The sequence below is a fragment of the Pseudoalteromonas sp. SG43-6 genome (genome assembly GCF_014164365.1).
GTDB classification, from domain to species: Bacteria; Pseudomonadota; Gammaproteobacteria; order Enterobacterales; family Alteromonadaceae; genus Pseudoalteromonas; species Pseudoalteromonas rhizosphaerae.
Genome location: NZ_JACJEZ010000013.1, coordinates 16,948 through 38,055, shown reverse-complemented (window position 1 = coordinate 38,055; position 21,108 = coordinate 16,948). Strand labels below are relative to the sequence as shown.

Genomic DNA, 21,108 nt, shown 5'->3' with positions numbered 1-21,108 from the left:
AAATTCGGACATATCCATAATAGTAGGCTTCTCAGGCTTCATAACTTCCTTGATTCATAATAGTTATTTTTTTGCTAAAACAAGTTAAGCTTAAAAATTCAAAAAAGTAACCATTTATAAACTCGGCACTGATATTTTCACCATTTAATAAAACTCTAGCTAGCATTAGTCTTCATTCAACAACGACTGCCAGTCTTTATTTAATAATGCGCTTACATCATCACCTGGGATTGGTTTACTGAATAAATAGCCCTGAAATAAATTACAGCCTAAGTTGCGCAAAAAGGTAAGCTGCTGCTTAGTTTCAACGCCTTCTGCGACGCATTCTTTACCTAAGCTTTTCGCCAATGCAAGCGTTGACTGAATAATCGCTTCATCGTCACTATCTATACCAATATCAGTTACAAAACTGCGATCAATTTTCAGTACATCGATCGGAAAGCGCTTTAAATAAGTGAGTGAAGCATAACCTGTACCAAAGTCATCCATATATAAGCGACAACCTAGTTGCTTCAACTTTGACATGCTATTTAACGCTTGCGGTGAATCATGCATCAGCACTGATTCTGTAATTTCAAACACCACAGAGCTGGCTGATACATCAGCATTAATTAGCGCACTGCGAATTTCATCAACTAAATTTTTATACTCAAAATCCAGTGCAGACAGGTTAATAGACACATACAAGTCAGGCTTTTGTAACTGCCATTGTTTAAGTTCAATCAACGCTCTAGCTAGGGTTTGCAACATAATTTTTGTGATCAAACCAATACTCTCAGCAGCAAGCGCAAACTCTTGTGTTTCATAGCTGTTATTTTCTGGCCAGCGCAGCAATACTTCCAGCCCTTCGGCCTGATGAGTTTTAGCATTAACAATCACTTGGTAATGATTACAAAACGCATGATTTTGATAGGCTTGAGTTAATTGTGATTCTAAATGCAATGAGCGTTGTACATGCTGATTCATTTCTTGTTTGTAAAATTGATAACAACCTTCCAAGCTCTTTTTCGAATGATACAGTGCAATATCAGCCGCTTTAATTAAACTTTTCGCACAGAGTGCATCATCAGGCGAAATCGCCACGCCAATACTTAAACTGACACTAATCGCTTGATTGTTAATAATGATGTTGTCATTCAAGCTAGCCATCAACTTAACGCACAGTAAAACAACTTCTTCGATTTGTTGAATACCCTCGACTAACAGCATAAACTCATCACCACTAAAGCGGGCTACACTGTCTTTCGCCTGTACACGCGATTTGATCCGCAGTGCCACCGCCTTTATTATCTCATCGGCAGCTTCATGCCCTAGTGAGTCATTAAAATACTTAAAGCGTTTGATATTAATATTGAGTAACGCAACTTTTAGGTTTTGGCCTTTAGCCTGTTCAAGTGCATGTTCAACTCGATCATTAAATAAAGTACGATTTGGTAACCCCGTTAAACTGTCGTAATTTGCTAATAAGAATAATTCATTCTCAGCTAACTTTTGGGCATTAATATCAGTCAGAATAACCACATAGCTTTCTAAGCGTTGCTCCGTATCAGCAACCGCACTAATTTTAATAAGCACATGACGCTGCTCGCCATTCGCCAAGCAAACAGTATCTTCTGCAGAAAAGTGCTCGCCAGCTTGCAACTCCTTCATTACACGTAAATAGTTAACTCTTACAGCACGACTTAATCCTAAGTGTAATGAGCAGCTAGAACGATAATCAACAGGAAAGTTAAATGCGCTCTGCAGTGCTTTGTTGGTAGCTAAAATACGTAAACTTTTATCCAGAATAAAGACCCAATCGCGGGTTTGCTCAAATGCTGCGCCAAATAAACGGGCATGTTCTTCAAACACTAATTCACGAGTCATATTAGTGTAAGTTCCAGCCACTTTCTCGGGTGTACTTCCTTGCCAGGCAACCACTTTGCCAAAGTCTTTATACCAGCGCCAATAGCCTAATTTATGGCGTAAACGATAGGTGCAGTTAAAATAGCCTTTTTCGGTGGATAAAAATTCTAACCACTCAATGCGAAAATTTTGTTTATCTTTAGGATGAATTTTTGCTAAATAATCATCTAAATTAACCGATTCAACATCATAACCTAACTCATTTTTAAGCCGTGGTTGATAAATTATTGGACTTGCAGATTGCCAATCCCACACCCCTGAACGGCTCCCTTCCAATGCTAACTTTAAGCGCGCTTCACTTTCTTGGCTTTCTCTGTGGGCTGCTAATAATAATTGCTGAATTCGATTACGACGCATTATCCAAGCTGCTACTAATCCAAAAAATACCAGTGCGTAAAGCACTATAAACTGAGGTGCGCGCCATAGCGGGTATTTAACCACAATATCCAGCACTGCCGGTTGTGTGTAGTCGCCAGTAAGCGGATCTTTAGCCCAAATTTTTAGTTGGTATTTGCCGGGATTAAGTTTTGGAAATAGCACTCGGTTATTATTACGGGTATACGATTTTTGCCCATCAGAGAGCTGATACTCATAAATAATACGTTCCTGATAATTAAATGCCATTGCCGAAAAAGCGACTTCGAGACCGATATCGTCGTGCTCTAAGGTGATTGTTTTTATAGGTTGCTTAAGATCCGTAGATAATTCACGAGACATCAAATCAATGCTGGTTATATTTACGTGATCAATTAAACCATGCCTAGGGTGATTATCATTTGGGTAAAAATAACTAAACCCTTTTAACGTACCATAGACTATTTGGCCAGTTTTTAAACGCGTAAATGCACCACTATTAAACTCGGTAGAGACCAGTCCTTCTGAAGTTGTAAATTGCTGAAAGTGTTTATTTTCTGGATTTAATCGCCATATTCCTTTATGACTACTCATCCAGATCATTCCAGCATCATCTAACACCATATCGTACAATAAGGTGCCGAGCTTATTTTTATCTAAATCTATGGTATACAACAGCTTGTAATTCGATGCATCAAGACCAATTAAGCCAAAATTCGATAACGTGATCCACAGCACATTATTATTATCAACAATATAAGACATTACATTAACGGCTACATTTTCGTGTTGCTGTGGCACTGTATAGATTTTTGTTAAAGCAAATGAGTTTGGATCAACCTGATAAAGCACCCCTGCATTATAAAATAACGGGGAGTCAGGTTTGGTAGATAAAGGCGGTAAGAAACCATAAGCTAAAAACGGTTCAAACTTTTCAAATTCACCACCTAAAGGAGTGATCTTTTGGCTGTCGATATTATAAACAAACATGCCATGATCAGAATGAACATAAAATAATTCACCATTTGGCATCAATACTGAGCCATGTACCCACCCTGTGATCAGGTGTTGCTGGCTTGGGTCGGCTGTTGTCGCTGGAAAAATTTCATAGCTATGCGGATCAAAACTAAAAATCCCGCGATTAGTACGCAGCCACAATTTATCTTTATAGGGAGAAATAGCGTAGATATTAAATTCAGTGGTAAACAAATCAGCTTGATAATCTTTTAAAAACACTTGCCCTTGATTAGTTTTTAAATCAACCGCAGTTAAGCCATTATGGGTTGCTAACCAGAGTTTATCTTCATACTCAGTTATGCCCCAAATTGAAGGGTGCGATAAACCATCACCAGAGAGCATACTGGCATTAACATTTTCAAAATGATAATTATCATAAGGTAAATAAAATGCCCCATCACTTTTAGTAGCTGTCCACATAGCGCCGTTACTATCTTTGACAATATCGATAACACTTGGATCTGCTAGTGAGTATTTACTTTCTTTTACTCTATTATTTTTAGTCAGCTCACCGGTATTCAAATCGAGACTAAATAAACCTTTATCGGTGCCTAAATCAAGCACCCCATGGTCATTTATTATTTTCCAAATATTAAGATCATTCAATATGGTTTTATTTTTAAAAGGCACATCTGGGCGCTCAAACATACTCGGTAAATCACTAATATCAACTTGATATAAACCACGTACGGCCCCCACTAACAGTTGCTCATTTTCGCCTATTGCAAACGACTTTATATAATTTTGATATACATGGTCTGGCTCAGTGCTTAAATGCTCTAATTTTCGGTATTGCCCAGTTGCTATATGATAGACATATGCGCCAGTACTGGCGGCAATAAAGATATAACCTTTGTAATGTAATAAATCGCGGATCACGGTATTACGAGTGCGCTCTGGTAATTCAAAAATAGTCTCAATTTGGCCCGTCGCTAAATCAAGGCGAGCAAAATCCCAACCGCGACCAATCCATAATGACTTATTATCGGTGGCAACCACACTAAATACGGACTGACTTAAAACTTGCTCTTCAGTGGTAGGTTTTGATAAAAATTGTTGGTAACTATCGGTACTTGGATCATAGCGAAATAGCCCTGCAACTAACGACGCAATCCAAATATAACCATCAGGGTCTTGATATATAAGGTCAATAATTGCTTCATCTAGTTCACCATTAGGCCCTGCAATATGTACAACCTGATAGCCATCGTAACGATTTAAGCCCCCTTCCGTCGCTAACCAAAGATAGCCGCTTTTATCTATCAACATGGTACTGACATAGCTTTGTGATAAACCTTCACTTGGCGATAAACGTTTTACTTGCGCCATAGCAACTTGGCTAGCAACAACTGAGGCGGCTAACAAAAAGAATATACTAGCCTTAAACCATTGACCCATTTAAATTTCCACGTAGTTGTTTTAACTAATTATTTTAACTAGCACTGCATAGCTACGATATTTCGTTGCTGATAGACAGTAAAGAGTGTATCCAAAGGTGACGGCAATGTTAACACAAAGTTAAACCCAATTGATTGATAAAAATCAGCTAAATGCGTATAAGCAAATGTATAAACGAGTGAGTTTTGGTTAGATAAGGTATGTATTAGTAGCTGTTTGGCAAGTCCTTGACCACGCCAAGCAGGTGCAACCAGCAAGGTAGACAAAAACAAATAATCACTGCGATTTTGAATTCTGCATGCCGCGACAATAACTAAGTCATGATAAACAACCCACACTTGATCTTGTCTGGTTGCCCGACCTCGGGCTTTATATTGGCTGTAAAACTTATTCACTAAGGGGGTTTTAATTGGCTCTAGGCATTCAAAACGCAATGCCGTCATTAACTTTGCATCGTCGCTAAATATTGTTCAAATTGCTGCTTCAAAAACATCTGCTCTGCCACTGGGCGACTATGAATTGTATTGTATATTTGCTCACGAGTACTCTTACCACGCTTTATTTGATAAGCCCAAAACGATGCCTCGTAATCCAATTGAATTTGATATTTTTGTTCACGAGGTAGTAAGCATAAGTTAAACGACATAAATTACCAGTTATTACTAATCATATTAATGCCCAGAGTATAACAAACATTTGCCTAAAAGAGTCACGGCTAAACTTGCGCTTTTTAGCTTTTAAACGTAGATTGGTGGCGTTTTTAGTCCTAATATGGAAACACTGTGATTAAGTGCTTTTTTTCTCTCATATTGCTCTGTTATTTACTAACGCCACTGAGCACTATAGCAAACACACAACATATGCTATTTAATCGCCCAGCCGATACCCCACAGGCTCGCTATGTTATTGAGCTGATGACCCTTGCATATAAAGAACTTGGCTATGATGTACATATTATTGACTTTAATCACCAAAGCGCTTTATCTGCAGCGAACAATGGCACGCTTGATGGCCAATTAGGGCGAGTGGCCAGTATCAGTCAACAATATCAAAACTTGCATCCGGTTAACTTTGCGCTATTTGAGTTTAACCTTGTGCTATTAAAAAACTGCCAGCAATGTACATTTGAGCAGCTAGACAATATCGCCATTCAAGTTGGTTATCCTGCAGCGCAGAGTTACCTTAACGAACACCCTTTTATTGGTGACATTATTAAGGTGAAAAGCGTCACTGCTCAACTTAATTTACTCACTCAAGGTAAAGTACAAGGTGTAATTTTACTCGACTTTTTATTATCGACTAAACACCCTCAGTTTAATATTAAGCAATTTCAAACTGAAGTACTGGCACCGATAAAAAGCTTTCACTTTTTGCATTCACGCCATAGCGCGTTAATACCTAAACTTGAAGAGCAACTGCATAAACTCAATGAAAATGGCACAATTCGTTTACTCAGGGCTAAACATCATCTTGATTAAAAACCAAAATCCCCCTGCTCAGGTACTGCTGGCTTAGCGCCAAGTGCTTGGCGTTTTTGCAAGTAACGCTTATAACGTTGTTGACACAAACTGATGACTTGCTTTTTTTCTACGTTTGAAAATGAATTCCAACCAAAGCGCTCCTCCCGACTTCGGTAGCAGCCTTTACAATAGCCTCGGTTATTTACCTCGCAAATGTCTTTGCAAGGACTTGGAATTTCAAAAATTTCAATTTGTTGCATAGCAAACATCAGTCAATATACACAACTTTAGTATAGCCCGTTTTTTAAAAATATTTTACATTGGTTATTGGCCGCTTTCGCTACTTTTAAACTCAACTTTACGATGAAATGGCTTAGCGTACATTGCTAACACCAGTGGTTTTAGCTCATCTGGCACACGCGCCAGACGCATCTCAAATGCCTGAGCGTCGGCTTTATCAATCACCGCTTGTTTACAACCGCCCGCAATGTAGTTCCCGGGATGTAAAAAAAACGAATCAATAATTTGCTGATCAATGGTTTTTGCCAGCTGCTCTGGTGATTCACACCCTTCTTCAATTGGTTGCCCAAATGCTAAATGAACATGCCCTTTGGCGGTACTAAAACCTTCAACAATACTGGCAATATCTTCACCCGCTGACTTAACATATTTACCATGATGTTGCTTATGATAAAGCTCTTTGGCTTTGGCTGTTGCGCAAGGTTCATATTGATATGAAATTGATACTGGTACAATTTTTAGCTCGCGTACATATTCAGCAAACTCTTTCTTTTGCTTACGACCATTAAGCTGCAACATTTTAAGTAGCGCAGGATCTGTTTGATCAAAGCCATCTTTAGCACGACCTTCTTTTTGTGCAATCCAAATTGAATCACCGCCAGCAAGCGAATCATAAATATAAGCCGACAACTGCGATAGTGCTCTGAGCATTTCTTTTGGCGCTTTAACTGAGCGCTTAACAATAAAGCTTTTATTTAAACGCATCAGTTCGGTGATATAAGGAATTTGCAGTAAATTATCGCCAATGGCGATACGGACCGTCTTCATTTTATAGCTGAATAAGCCCCAATTAATTAACGCAGGATCAAGTACGATATCGCGATGATTTGAGATAAACAAATACGCTTGCTTTGGATCAAGTTGATCCAAACCAGAAAAAGTCACCTCAGTTGTGGTGCGTTTTACCAGCTGTGCTAAATACTTAGCAACGATTTGTTGAACTTGCTCAACACTGTTGATAGCGCCCCACTTTTTACGTAACTGATACTTTACCAATGCTCTAGACAGCAAAGGTACAGCTGATAAAAAACGCGGTAAGTTATATTTTGCAACTACATCAATAAACGCATTATCATCAATCAAACGTGCAACCGAAGCGGCTACTTCATCATCATTGTAAGGTCTTATATCTGCGTACTTGTCCACTGGCTCACTCATTACTGCATCTTTAAAGTTAAAAAAACGGTGCGCTCATGCGCACCGTTTATATTCTATGGGCGATTATAACTCAGACAACCTAAAATGCGAACTAAGTCATTAATTTGGTCCATTGTTTATATTTTATAACCGCTAAAAATCTATTTAATAACATTCAATTATGCAATGCTCTTACCAGTACTACGGTATTTACTAAGCGCTCCTTTAAGAACTAAACGCACCATTAACAGCGCTAAAATAGTACCACAGAGAAGGGTTAGCCAATGTGGTAGCACTTGATGTTCTTCACCTAATAATGGTGTAACAACAAAGCCAAATTCTGCCACTAAATAATCGGTTAAAAAGCCAAATATTAAAGCAACGCCTATTACACCAACTAAATAAGCAACCACTGCACGTTTACCAAGCTCATTGGCAACCACGCCAAGCGTCGCGACATTAGTGGCAGGACCTGCCAACATAAAGACTAAAACAGCGCCAGGTGCTACGCCACTTAATAACAAACCAGCTGCAATCGGCGTTGATGCGGTCGCGCAGATATACATGGGAATACTAATCACGATCACCACCAGCATAGCCAAAATACCACTGCCCCATTGGCTTAAAAATGACTCTGGCACATAAGTTTGCACTAAAGCTGCAAAGAACAAACCAATCATTAACCACTTCATAGTGTCTGATAGCAATTTGTTACAGCTAAAACTCACTGCCTGTTTCATCTTTTGCCATTGACTAGCTGGTGCTGCACTTGTTGTATCGCAACAGTTAGTCTTCTCTTCGACCACTGCTGATTTTGTTGAGCAGCAACTTGCCTTCTCTTCGACCACTGCTAATTTCGTTGAGCAGCAACTTGCCTTCTCTTCGACCACTGCTGATTTTGTTGAGCAGCAACTTGCCTTCTCTTCAGCCACTGCTGATTTTGTTGAACAACAACTTGTTGTAGCTGCTCGCTTTTGCTCATTATTAACTTCACTAGAGTGATCTGTAGTTTGCGTTTTTTCAGCATCACGCCCCACTAAGACACCTGCGACAATAGCACTACAAATCGCCGCTATTGGACGAATTATTGCCATAAAAGGACCGAGTAGCACATACGATACCGACACCGAATCAACCCCAGTTTCAGGAGTCGATACTAAAAACGCAGTGGTAGCACTTTTTGAAGCGCCTGCACGTCTTAAACCAATTGCAGCGGGTATTACACCGCACGAACACAACGGCATTGGCGCACCAATTAAAGCAGCTTTAACAGTGGTCCAAAAACCTTCTTTACCTAAATGTTTATTTAAAAAATTTGCCGGTAAATACACATTTAATAACCCGGCAATGAGTAAACCAAGCATTAACCAAGGGGCAGATAATAAAAATAACTGCCAAAAATTATTGAGTAAGTCCATCGATGTCCTCCAAAGTGGTTAATATTGAACAGTTATCTGCGGGCTCTTGTCCGCCACAGCACTTATCAGCTAACACGGATAATGATTGATGAAAACGTGTTAATTCAGCAATGCGCTCTGCGACTAAGTCACGCTTTTGTATTGTTAGGTTTTTAACTTCATGGCAAGAATGCTGATGTTTTTTAAATTTAATTTGCAGCAACTCCTTGATCTCTGCCAAGCTAAAGCCAACATTTTTAGCACGTAAAATAAACTTCATTTGCTTTAATGCAGCTTCACCATAATCGCGATAACCGGCCCCGGTTCGACTTGATGGCGTTAACAAATTATGTTTTTCATAGTATCTTAGGGTATCTGTAGAGACACCTAACTGATTAGCAAATTCACCTATTTTCATCTGTGTCTCCAATGAGTGTATTATCAACTGATGCCAAGTATAAACCTTAGAGTACACACCAAGGTCAAGCATTAAAATTATTTTATTTAATAAGGAAAGCGCATGAATATTACCCTTCTCGATACTGCCACATTAGCAGGCACATCACTTGAGCCTTTTCAAACACTTGGCAATTTCACTAGTTATTCACTAACCAGTCCAGCACAAGTATTAGCGCACAGTGCAGGCGCTGATGTATTGATCACCAATAAAGTGGTACTTAATCGCGAAACACTGGCAAAACTTCCTGAATTAAAGCTCATATGTGTAGCCGCAACTGGCACTAACAATGTTGATTTAGTCGCCGCTAAAGAGTTTGGCATTGCCGTTACCAATGTGGCCGGGTATTCAACACCTTCGGTTGTACAACATACCTTTGCACTGATCACAAATTTACTGGGTAATACTCACCGCTACATTGCTGATTGCCAACAAGGGTTATGGCAACAAAGTGAGATGTTCTGCCGCCTTGATTACCGTTTTAATGATATTGGAGGTAAAACTCTGGCAATTATCGGTTATGGTTCGCTTGGTAAAGCTGTTGCGGATGTTGCACGTGCTTTTGGTGCCAATGTAGTTATCAGTGAGCGTAAAAACCAAGTAACTAGAGAGGGCCGAACAGAATTTTACCAAGCAATAAAAACAGCTGATATTATTAGTGTACACTGCCCTTTAACCGATGAAAGTCGTGATCTGATTGGTGCTGCTGAACTTGCTATGATGAAACCCAATGCCATTTTAATTAACACCGCGCGCGGTGGTATCGTTAATGAAGCTGATTTAGCCAACGCACTGAGCAATAACCAAATTGCAGGAGCGGGATTTGACGTATTAAGTAAAGAACCAGCTGCGAAGGATAATCCATTGGCCGCTTATCGTGGTGATAATTTAATACTGACTCCACATATTGCATGGGCCAGTGAAGAGTCAATCATTCGCTTAGTAAAGCAAGTCAGCTTAAATATTAGCGCATTTAGCCAAGGTCAAAGCTTAAATAGACTGGTCTAATCAACTAACTTTTAGTTAGTTACGCTATACAAGGTGGTTAAATGTAATTTACCGCCTTACAAAAAAACCTAATCTATTGATTTTAAATAATATAAAATATTGGCCAGTTCTTTGCTAACTAATAGACAAATTAAAATCAATATTTAGTATCAGGATAAAATAATGAAAAAAGTACTTTTAATTGCCGCGCTTACAGCCCCTCTTCTTACTGGTTGTGTAATTGCAGTATCCGATGGTGAAGCAGAAACGCATTGGGCTGGTAATAGTTCAAGCTGGGAAGAACATCATCAATTTAATCGTGAAAGCATCTCGGGGCTCACTTTAGATACCAGCTATCAAAATGTATTAAATAAATTAAAAACTCCCGACTTTACAGAATTATTAAAAAAAGACGGTGATGTATACCAAGTACTATTTTATGCCACCCATAGTATTCACTCTGACGGAAAAATGACAAAAGATGAATGTACTCCACTGGTCTTTAAAAACGAGAAACTGATTGGTGTGGGTGATAGTATTTATAATTCACTTAGCGCCATTTAGACACAAAACTAAAGCAGTAAAGAGTGGAGCATATTCACTCTTTATTTGCTGTAATAACTGACTTTACTAACTTGCGTCAATAACTCGAGCGATAATTTTATCGCGGCCACTATCTTTAGCTTGATATAAACCTAAATCGGCTTCTTCAAGTAATATATGCTCAGCATAAACTTGACCAAACTCAGTTGTAGCAACCCCAATACTTATCGTAATGTGAGCGGCATTGAGTGATGCTTTATGCGGGATAGCAAGCGCATTAACAGCATCTCTGAGTTTATTAGCAAATTCCAATGCCTCGTACTGGTTGGTGTCGGGTAATACTGCAGCAAATTCTTCACCGCCGTAGCGCGCAACAAAGTCAGTACCTCGCTCACACGCTGCAACTAATGCATGTGCCACACGTTTAAGGCAGTCATCCCCGGCACGGTGGCCATAACAATCGTTATAACGCTTAAAGTGGTCTATATCTATTAATAGCACCGATAACGGTGTACCAGCTCGACGGCTGCGACGCCATTCTCGCGATAAGCTTTCATCTAAATAACGCCGATTAGGTATTTCTGTCAGCCCATCAATTGAGGCGAGCATTTCTAACAAATCATTTTTTTGCTTGATCAATAATTGATTACGCACTCGTGCACGTACTATTGCGGGACTAAATGGCTTAGCAATATAGTCCATTGCGCCTAATTCAAACCCTTTCGCTTCATCATCATGGCTTGTATTAGCTGAAATAAAGATGACTGGAATAGCGTGCGTAGTTGAATTTTCTTTTAACTGAATTAACACCTCATAGCCATTAATGCCGGGCATTACTATATCGAGGATAATTAAGTCAACCGCCGTTGATTTAACAAATGTAAGGGCTTTTTCACCACTTTCAACTAAAAATATTTCGTGATCATTCGCTAATGTTTTTTCCAACACTAATCGATTTAATGGGTCGTCATCAACGATCAGTATTTTGGCTTTCTTCAACATTTACTGAGCCTTGTATTTGAATGTATCTATTTACTTGTACTAATTCGAACTCTAACTGACTCAGGGATATTTGCCCTACGTCTGGTGTCTTACGTAGTCTACTTTCTAATTGCTGAGCGGTAGCACTTAGGCGATTAAAGCCAAGGTTTCCTGACACACCTTTAATACTATGCACTAATCGTTCCAACGCTTTTGTTTGCATCGGCACTTTTAATTGCTGCAGATGGCTTACACACAACTTAGCAAGTTTACCCAACATTACCTGTAGTAAATCATTATGGCCCGAGAATTGTTCTAATGCAAAAGAATGATTATAAAAAACAGCGCCGGTAATTCTCAGCTCATTTATCGCCGCTAATAACGTCGCTGCAACTACTGGTTTTGTTAAATGTTTATTCATACCCACTGCAAGTGAGCGTTGCTCGTCAGCTGCTTCACAATGCGCAGTTAGCGCAAAAATAGGTAATTGCTGTTGATCATAACGTTGTCGCAATAAAGCGGTTGCTTGCAACCCATCGACTTCTGGCATTTGAATATCCATTAAGATCAGATCAGGCATGACTTGTGCAACCAAATCTATCCCTGCCATCGCCGAATTTGCCGTCATTACATTAATATGTGCTTTGCTTAAGATATTACTAACAATATCTAAATTAAGCTGATTATCATCAATAACTAACACTAGTAAGCCCGCAACGTTGAGTTTACTCTCTGCCGCTGTCAGATTTACATCAGGGCGTTTAGATACCGGCTCAACTTGCTGTATTCGTTGCACTAATGCAGAATTTTTCACACTGCACATTTGCATACCTTTAAGAGTTGGCAGCGGAGTATTTGGATCATTTTTAACAACATAAAGCTGCGTGTTATTACTCATCAATGCTGTTTTTATATTGTCTCGCGTTATAACTCTCGGTAGATCAACGTCATTAATGATGATCCGCTGATAATCTGCTAATACAGCGTGGTCTGTTAATTCAGCTAACTCAGAAAATTCTAGCGATTTTAATGGCGCTAATGCGGCAGGTAAATTAATTCCCCGCTCAGAATGAATCACTAAAGTATTGTGCCAGTCGATAGGGTCGATTTGAGCGGCAACATTAAAGGTTATAGTAAAGAAAAACTGACTACCTTGGCCTTTATTACTGACAACTTTAATTTCAGCTCCCATTAATGCCAATTCGTGTTTGACTATAGCGAGCCCTAGACCAACACCTTGATGGGTGCGAGTGAGTGATTCGTCGCCTTGCGTAAATGCGTCAAATAATCGACTCTGATCAGCTTTATCAATACCGATCCCGGTGTCAATCACTTTAAAACACAGGGTTTGTTTTGTTGGCGTCAATTCAACGGCTGTTATTTTCAAAGTGATACTGCCATGTTCAGTAAATTTCACGGCATTGGTGAGTAAATTACCGAGCACTTGCTGTAAGCGAATGTAATCGCCGACTAACTGCGGAGCAATTAGCGGATCAATATCGATATTAAAAGCCAAATCTTTTTGCTGGCAGAGCCCTATTAATACACTCTTGCAGCTGTCAACAAGTGCAACTACAGCAAAATCAACTAAGTCTAATTGCACTTGGTTATTTTCGATTCGCGCAAAATCAAGCATTCGATTAAGCATGGTTAATAAACTTTGCGCAGCATTTTTTGCTTGAACTGCATGCTGTTGCTGCTGCGCTGTTAAGCCTTGCTGAGTTACCATATCAATAAGGCCTGTCACAGCATGCAGTGGCGTGCGTATTTCATGGCTTAAGTTAGCAATAAACCGACTTTTGGCCTCGGTTGCCCGCTCGGCATCTTGTTTGGCCTGAGTCAATGCACTGACATCTTGAATATGAATAACATAATAGTAAGGTGCTTGTTGCTCATCCCATACTAAAGAGACGCTCAGCTGCCACCAGCAATTTAGCTCTTCTTGTCCTAAAGTAAGGTGGTAAACTTTCTTTTTCTCACTCAGCAATAAAGCTAAAAGCGTTGCTATTTCTTGCCACTGTTGCTGTGGAAATAAATCCACTAATAATAAATCCTGCTCAGTTTTATCAATCTTAAAAATCTTTCGCGCAGTTCGATTAAGTTGTAATACGGTCTGTTCAAGTGAAAGTAAAATCACTCCATTAGCAGCATACTCTATGGCGCTGCGAAACTTAGACTCTGACGCTTTTAATGCCAAAAGAGCTTGTTGTTGAGCAGTTATATCCCGGCCAATCCCCATTGAACCTAGTAACTGATTTTGATCGTTATAAAATGGCGCGATGGTTAATTGAAATGTTTGCTGCTGGGTTTCAAGACGTTGCTCAGCTTTAGCTTTGGTTGTTAAAACTTGTTGCTCTAATTCGCTGATCTGACCATTATCATCACTAATATCACATAACTGTAAGCCAACTAACTGCTCTTGCTCAAGACCTATGTATTGTTCATAAGCACGATTGCATCCTAAGAATGAGCCATCAATGTTTTTAAAATAAATAAGATCTGGCACACTATTGAGCATAGTATTCAATAATGCTAAATGGCGTTCTTTAGCCTCATAACTGCGCGCGAGTTCACGGGTCTTTATTTTTACTTGGTCATCAAGTTCACTATTTGCCTGCTGCAATGAGTTTACCAACTGCTGATTTTTGTTAAGCACCCACTTGATTCGGCTAAACCACGGCTGCCAGTTTGCTGGTATATGGTAATTTGAATAATCTTTATAGTGCACCTCATTTTGTTCAAGATACGCCATTAAATATGTCATGGGTTTCACAAAAATACGCTGGCTTAACCATAACAAGGTACTGAACATAATCACTAAAAACATACTCAAAAAAGTAAGTTCAATTAATACATCAGTTACAATCGGTGAGGCTAATTCATCATGCGATGCAAAATAACCCGCATAAATTGGTAGCTGCTTTTGCGCTTGTAAAAGAGTGAGATTACCCTGATTATCTAATTCTGCTAATGGCGCTTTAGCTGAAGGCCAATACTCCGCTAATGGTGTGTCTTCTTCAATATCATAAAGTGAGCTGATAATGACGTGCTGTGCACTATTTAAAAATATATATTCGCCACTGCGTGGTGATATTTTTTTTAGCCATTGCGATACTGCCGATAAGTCATAAATCAAAATAATATAATCTTCACTGCCCTGCTCACGCGCACGCCCTATTGATAAGTAGTTTTCACCAGCCACCTCTACTATCGCACTTGATGTCAGTGAATTGTCAGCCAGTGCTGGGCGCAACTGGCCATCCAATACTTGAGTTAACATTAGGCTATCTTCGTCACGACGACGTTTTATATAAACAAAGCCTTGCTCATTAACATAAGCAACTGCCGATAAGGATTGAATTAACGATAATGCGGTATTAAAAGCAGGTCCCAAGGCGATCACTTGCTGCCATTGAGCTATCGCATTAGGAGTGGTTGAAAACTTACCTTGCCCGACAATTTCACCGCCTCCATCAGGGATTTTTCGGTAATAATAATTCTCTTGCTGATTAATATCTTCAAGCCATTGCGGCTCAAATTGATACGACAAAGGTTGCTCGTATAAAGAGAACAGTGTGTTGATCAAGCCATCAGCACCATTCATAGCATGCTCAACTTGCGCCGCTACATTAGCAAAATCAGCTTCGCGTTTAGCTACGGCGCGATCTAATTTAATATTATATAAGTGTAAACATAATAGAAAAGCCACCAGCAGCGGCACAATAAGTGCCACAGCCAGTGAACGATAGTAATGTTTTAAAGGTAGAAAATTCAATCTACAATCCGATGCTTGGCGCTAAATTTGTCAACAAGGTTAGCGAGCCAAGTGGGACTGCGCAAGTTATAAATTTTCTTCCGCAAACGATGCTAAACGGCTTCTCACCACACCATTTAAGTTAACCGTGGCGCTGCCTTCAAAATCTTTGAAGCGCTCCACAATATAAGTTAAACCAGAAGTAACTGGAGTTAAGTAGTTACTATCTATTTGCGCAAGGTTACCAGAGCAAATTAACTTAGTACCTTCACCACAACGGGTAATAATAGTTTTCAGCTGTGAGGCAGTAAGGTTTTGGCTTTCATCTAAAATGACCACGGCATTTTGAATGCTGCGACCACGCATAAAGTTAACTGATTTAAACTGTATGTTTGCCTTTTCCATAATATAGTTACGGCTTGAAATAGGGTTTTCGTCACCTTTGTGTAATACCTCTAAGGTATCGGTGATCGCAGCTAACCATGGTGCCATTTTTTCCTCTTCGGTACCTGGTAAAAAACCGATCGACTCAGCAATTTCAGGAGTATTTCGGGTGACAATTACCTTATCGTAAATACCTTTTTCAACCACCATTTCCAAAGCACAGGCAAGCGCTAGTAATGTTTTTCCGCATCCTGCAGGACCTGTTAAAATAACTAATTCAATACCGGTATCGAGTAACGCATCCATTGCCATGCCTTGATAAATATTTTTTGGCTTTACTCCCCATGCCGATTGATGCATTAATCGCTCAACACCGATATCTTTGAGCATAATATGCTGCTCATCATAAGATTTGACTCGTGCGGCAAACTGACCGCTGTCATCAAGTAAATATTCATTGCAAAATACATCGGGGATCAAACTTTTTGCCACTTTATGAAACGCATCACGACCATGTTGCTCGGTTTCACATTCGCCCACATGCTGCCAAAAATCGCCAGCAATTTTTTTATAACCACTGGAGAGCAAAGCAATATCATCAATCAGCTGATCAGTACGATAATCTTCAACAAATTTAAGCCCTGCGCCTTTGGCCTTTAAACGCATATTAATATCTTTGGTAACTAACACCACTTTGCTATTAGGATGTTGTTTTTGTAGGTGCACGGCACAATTGATAATACGGTGGTCATTTTCGTTGCCAGGTAAACCTGAGATAGAATCGACAAATAAATGATCATTAACAATAATAAGTGTGCCAGCCGAAGACGCTTTGGCCTTTTTATTACTAGGTAGAGCGACGCCTTTGAGCATTTGTTCTGGTGTGGCATCTTTGAGCACTTCATCCAAACCACGAATGGCCACACGGGCATCACGGCTGACATCATGCTTACGATCTTTTATATGATCCAGTTCCTCTAAAACTGTCATGGGAATTACAACATCATGTTCTTGGAATGATAAATACGCGAGGGGTTCGTGAAGCAATACATTGGTATCTAGCACATACATTTTACTATCAAGGTTCGAAGCTTTTTCCATAGCACTTTCCTTACGTTTTATGATTTTTATGCTATACCCAACTAATCAAGTAAAACGGGTTGAATGTTCACCCTGAAAAACTTAATTGCTTGGTATATTCTAAGTTTAGCTTAGATGTCATAAAAGTCTGTTTTATGACAAACCTTTTTTTGTTTTGAATTAATCCTTATTGCAGCAACTTTAATAGGAATAATTCACAGTTATTAAATTAATTAAAAGTCAGCTGGTTCGCACCTTGCAGTGGTGTTAGCTAACAGGTAACATAGCCGCCTTTTTCTTCATAGACGAGACATACATGAATTTTTCCTTAGGTCAGCGTTGGATCAGTGATACAGAGTCAGATTTAGGATTAGGCACAGTGGTTGCCCTTGAGGGCCGTCAGGTCAGCATTTTATTTCCCGCCAGTGGCGAAAACCGTGTTTACTCAATGTTAGAAGCACCGGTTACCCGCGTGGCATTTAATCCTGGTGATGTGATCAAAAGCGTTGAAGAATGGGAACTTGAAGTCGAGTCAATTGAACCTATCGGTGATTTACTTTGTTATCACGGCACTCGTATTGATAACGGTGAAAAAGCACAATTAAAAGAAACGTTTTTAGATCACTTCATCAAATTAAATAAACCACAAGATCGCTTATTTGCCGGCCAAGTTGACCGCTTTGATCGCTATACATTGCGCTATCAAACATGGCAACACCAGTTTGAACGCCAACAATCACCTATTAAGGGTTTGATTGGCCAGCGCGCAAGCTTAATTCCGCATCAGCTTTATATTGCACAAGAGGTCGGTAAACGATTTGCTCCTCGAGTGTTATTGTCTGATGAAGTAGGCCTTGGTAAAACCATTGAAGCGGGGATGATTTTACATCAACAAATTATCAGTGGTCGCGCAAGCCGAGTGCTCATCGTAGTGCCGGAGAACTTACAGCATCAGTGGTTAGTTGAAATGCTGCGCCGCTTTAATTTACACTTTTCAATTTTTGATGAAGAGCGTTGCGATGAAGCCTTTGCCGACTCACCAAATGTATTCGACACTGAACAGTTAGTACTAACTAGCCTTGAGTTTTTAACCAAGAAAAAACGCTGGTTTGAACAAGCAACAATGGCTGATTGGGATTTACTGATTGTTGATGAAGCGCATCATTTAAGTATTACCAACGGTAAACCAAGCACTGAATATCAACGTATGGCTGAGCTTAGCCAAGATATTCCAGGGCTAATACTATTAACGGCAACACCGGATCAACTTGGTCACCGCAGCCACTTTGCGCGCCTACAGTTACTCGATCCTGATCGCTTTTATGACTACGATGCCTTTGTTGCTGAAGAAAGTAACTATAAGCATGTGGCAGAGGCTGCAAATCAGTTACTGCAACAGCAAGCGCTAGACGACAGCGCCAAAGCCACGCTAATTGAGCTATTAAAAGAAACCGATATCACAACGGTGCTTGAACAAGCACAAAATGGCGACGCAGCTGCCCGTAAAGAAATTTTGGCGATGTTATTAGATCGCCATGGCACAGGCCGTATTTTATTTAGAAATAGCCGTAGCGGCATTGACGGCTACCCTAGTCGCAAACTACACGCCTACCCGATGGCGATGCCGAAACAATATAAAACGGCAATTTCAGTATTGGGCAATATGAGCGGCATTAAAAATGCAGAGCTGAGCGCGCAACGCGCCCTATTCCCTGAAAAAATATTCCAAGAGTTTGAAGGCGAAAGCGCTAGCTGGGGACAATTTGATCCTCGAGTAGAATGGTTGATCGACACCCTAAAAACCCTTAAACGCGAAAAAGTCCTGCTTATTTGTGCTAAAGCCGAAACAGCAATCAGCCTTGAGCAAATCCTGCGTGAACGCGAAGCGATTAAAGCCTCTGTGTTCCACGAAGGGATGACAATTATTGAGCGTGACCGCGCCGCCGCGTTTTTTGCTGACGAGTACGACAACGCACAAATATTGCTGTGCTCTGAGATTGGCTCTGAGGGTCGTAACTTCCAGTTTGCTCATCACTTAGTGTTATTTGATTTACCACTGAACCCTGACTTACTTGAGCAGCGTATTGGTCGCCTCGACCGTATTGGTCAAACTCAAGATATCAACATTCATGTGCCGTACTTTGAAAGCAGCGCACAAGAAGTATTACTGCGTTGGTATAACGAAGGCTTAGATGCCTTTGAAACCACCTCAAGCACCGGACAACTTTTGTATAAAGAGTTTAAAGATGAGCTACTTGAGTTTATTGCCGCCCATAACTGTGATGAAGACGAGCTAGAGCCATTACTAGAGCAAGTAGCCGGTCAAAACGCAGTGCTGCGTAAACAAATGGAAAGCGGCCGTGACCGTTTGCTTGAGTTACACTCATCGGGCCAAGGTGCAGCAGACTCGCTGGTTGTTGATATTGAAAAACTAGACAACCAATTTGAACTACCAAGTTATATGATCAACGTGTTTGATACCTTTGGCGTTAGCCAAGAAGACAAAGGTGAAAATACTATTATCTTAAAGCCAACTGAGCATATGCTAAATCCGTCATTCCCAAGTTTAAAAGACGACGGCATGACAGTCACATTTGACCGTGACACTGCACTTGCACAAGAAGATGTGCATTTCATCAGCTGGGATCACCCTATGGTGCAAGGCACCTTAGACATGATCTGTGATGATGACTTTGGTACTGCGTCAGTCGCATTACTTAAAAACAAAAAATTACCACCAGGTACCTTTTTTGTTGAGCTAATTTACGTAGCAGCAGCCATGGCACCAAAAGCGCTGCAAGTTGGCCGCTTTTTACCGCCGACGCCGATTCGTATTTTGCTAGATAAAGCCAGCAACAACTTAGCTGATAACGTCGGCTTTGATGGCTTTAATCAGCAGCTTTCTGCGGTAGGCCGTCAAACAGCCAGTAAACTAGCTGGCGCATTACAAAGTGCGATTCACCCAATGCTTAAAACCGCCCAAGAAATGGCGCAAACTAAGTTAGAAGTCATTCGCACTGCGGCGCTTGAGCAAATGCAACAATCGCTCAGTGAAGAGCAGGCGCGTTTAGCGGCGCTGAAACAGATCAACCCTAATATCCGTGAAGAAGAACTTACCTTCTACGATAAGCAACGCACAGAGCTGACAAGTTATATCGGCAAAGCACAGTTGCAGTTAGATGCCATTCGCTTAATTGTGGTATCACATTGATTTGGGAGCTGAGCTTTAAGTTATAAGCGGTAAGTTTTAAGTTTAAAAAAGCGCGGTGTATTAAGTTACAGCGCGCTTTTTTATTACATGTTACGCTGAAAACCCACGCCAACAAGATATTGCCTATTCGTTGCAGCGATTTTACATCGCGACAAAGGTTGTTTCGAGGCTGAATTTTATCCCGTATTTACACTTTACATTTGCGCGGGGTAAACCCGCGCCTACAAGATATTACAAATTTGTAGCAGCGATTTTATATCGCGACAGGAGTTGTTTCGCGGCTGAATTTTATCCCGTATTTACATTTTGCATTTACGCGGGGTAAACCACCCACGCCTACGTATTGGTAGCTGCGAGTTTACCTCGCGATAAAGCCCATTATTTACCACTGAGGGCACAGAGGCGCTTCGCGCTACACAGAGAAACCAAAGTAAAAAATCACTTATTTCTTCTCTGTGTTCTCGGTGGTGAATTAATCACTGAACGAACTTTAATCTAATTGCGCGGGGTAAACCCGCGCCTACGAGATATTGCCCATTCGTAGCAGCGATTTCATATCGCGACATGGGTTGTTCCGCAGCTGAGCTTTATAACGTTCTTACATTTTTCATTTGCGCGGGGTAAACCCGCGCCTACGAGATATTGCACATTCGTAGCAGCGATTTTACATCGCGACATGGGTTGTTCCACGGCTGAATTTTATCCCGTATTTACATTTTGCATTTGCGCGGGGTAAACCCGCG

The 21,108-nt window shown here is 40.3% G+C and carries 14 protein-coding genes; 4 read left to right on the top strand and 10 right to left on the bottom strand.

The features are described 5' to 3' along the window. Positions 1 to 165 precede the first annotated feature (165 nt). The 3 genes from H5201_RS07585 to H5201_RS07575 are packed head-to-tail and all read right to left on the bottom strand — an operon-like array spanning position 166 to position 5,320. The gene (locus H5201_RS07585; RefSeq protein ID WP_182784123.1) at positions 166 to 4,674 is read right to left on the bottom strand and encodes an EAL domain-containing protein; all 4,509 of its coding nucleotides are present in this window, start codon (positions 4,672 to 4,674) and stop codon (positions 166 to 168) included. Between the two features lie 38 nt (positions 4,675 to 4,712). Continuing rightward, positions 4,713 to 5,117, bottom strand: coding sequence for a GNAT family N-acetyltransferase (locus H5201_RS07580; protein WP_149981284.1), 405 nt, complete (start codon positions 5,115 to 5,117; stop codon positions 4,713 to 4,715). Then, on the bottom strand, positions 5,117 to 5,320 hold the full coding sequence (locus H5201_RS07575; protein ID WP_064667173.1) for a DUF3283 family protein: 204 nt from the start codon (positions 5,318 to 5,320) through the stop codon (positions 5,117 to 5,119). The genes H5201_RS07580 and H5201_RS07575 overlap by 1 nt, the downstream gene beginning before the upstream one ends. Positions 5,321 to 5,534: 214 nt before the next feature. Between H5201_RS07575 and H5201_RS07570 the strand changes: the two genes are divergently transcribed. Next, positions 5,535 to 6,152 carry a transporter substrate-binding domain-containing protein gene (locus H5201_RS07570; protein ID WP_149981285.1) on the top strand — a complete coding sequence of 206 codons (618 nt, stop codon included), beginning with the start codon at positions 5,535 to 5,537 and terminating at the stop codon, positions 6,150 to 6,152. Here H5201_RS07570 and H5201_RS07565 read toward each other — a convergent pair. From H5201_RS07565 to zntR, 4 genes are all read right to left on the bottom strand, one after another. Further along, on the bottom strand, positions 6,149 to 6,394 hold the full coding sequence (locus H5201_RS07565) for a DUF1289 domain-containing protein (protein ID WP_149981286.1): 246 nt from the start codon (positions 6,392 to 6,394) through the stop codon (positions 6,149 to 6,151). The genes H5201_RS07570 and H5201_RS07565 overlap by 4 nt on opposite strands. Before the next feature lie 64 nt (positions 6,395 to 6,458). Further along, entirely contained in the window at positions 6,459 to 7,592 is a 1,134-nt protein-coding gene (locus H5201_RS07560) for a 1-acyl-sn-glycerol-3-phosphate acyltransferase (RefSeq protein ID WP_182718471.1), read from the bottom strand. Positions 7,593 to 7,750: 158 nt separating this feature from the next. Continuing rightward, positions 7,751 to 8,989: an SO_0444 family Cu/Zn efflux transporter gene (locus H5201_RS07555; protein ID WP_182784121.1), complete on the bottom strand. Its 1,239-nt coding sequence runs from the start codon at positions 8,987 to 8,989 to the stop codon at positions 7,751 to 7,753. Then, positions 8,973 to 9,386 carry a Zn(2+)-responsive transcriptional regulator gene (zntR, locus tag H5201_RS07550; RefSeq protein ID WP_149981289.1) on the bottom strand — a complete coding sequence of 138 codons (414 nt, stop codon included), beginning with the start codon at positions 9,384 to 9,386 and terminating at the stop codon, positions 8,973 to 8,975. Before zntR ends, H5201_RS07555 begins: the two co-directional genes overlap by 17 nt. 102 nt (positions 9,387 to 9,488) lie before the next feature. Here zntR and H5201_RS07545 point away from each other — a divergent pair, with 102 nt between their 5' ends. Continuing rightward, positions 9,489 to 10,433: a D-2-hydroxyacid dehydrogenase gene (locus H5201_RS07545; RefSeq protein WP_182718473.1), complete on the top strand. Its 945-nt coding sequence runs from the start codon at positions 9,489 to 9,491 to the stop codon at positions 10,431 to 10,433. Positions 10,434 to 10,595: 162 nt separating this feature from the next. Beyond that, complete coding sequence (locus H5201_RS07540) at positions 10,596 to 10,976, top strand: DUF3192 domain-containing protein (RefSeq protein ID WP_149981291.1); 381 nt, start codon at positions 10,596 to 10,598, stop codon at positions 10,974 to 10,976. A 66-nt stretch (positions 10,977 to 11,042) separates the two neighbouring features. On the opposite strand, the gene H5201_RS07535 is transcribed toward H5201_RS07540, so the two are convergent. The 3 genes from H5201_RS07535 to H5201_RS07525 all read right to left on the bottom strand — a co-directional run bounded on the left by H5201_RS07535 (position 11,043) and on the right by H5201_RS07525 (position 17,175). Next, entirely contained in the window at positions 11,043 to 11,957 is a 915-nt protein-coding gene (locus H5201_RS07535; RefSeq protein ID WP_182718474.1) for a diguanylate cyclase, read from the bottom strand. Next, on the bottom strand, positions 11,926 to 15,711 hold the full coding sequence (locus H5201_RS07530; protein ID WP_182718475.1) for a PAS domain-containing hybrid sensor histidine kinase/response regulator: 3,786 nt from the start codon (positions 15,709 to 15,711) through the stop codon (positions 11,926 to 11,928). The genes H5201_RS07535 and H5201_RS07530 overlap by 32 nt, the downstream gene beginning before the upstream one ends. 66 nt (positions 15,712 to 15,777) lie before the next feature. After that, positions 15,778 to 17,175 (bottom strand): PhoH family protein, encoded by a 1,398-nt coding sequence (locus tag H5201_RS07525; protein ID WP_182718476.1) that lies wholly within the window; start codon positions 17,173 to 17,175, stop codon positions 15,778 to 15,780. Between the two features lie 295 nt (positions 17,176 to 17,470). On the opposite strand from H5201_RS07525, the gene rapA reads away from it, so the two are divergent. Beyond that, a complete protein-coding gene (rapA, locus tag H5201_RS07520; RefSeq protein WP_182784119.1) occupies positions 17,471 to 20,365 on the top strand; it encodes an RNA polymerase-associated protein RapA in 2,895 nt (964 codons plus the stop codon). Positions 20,366 to 21,108: the final 743 nt, after the last annotated feature.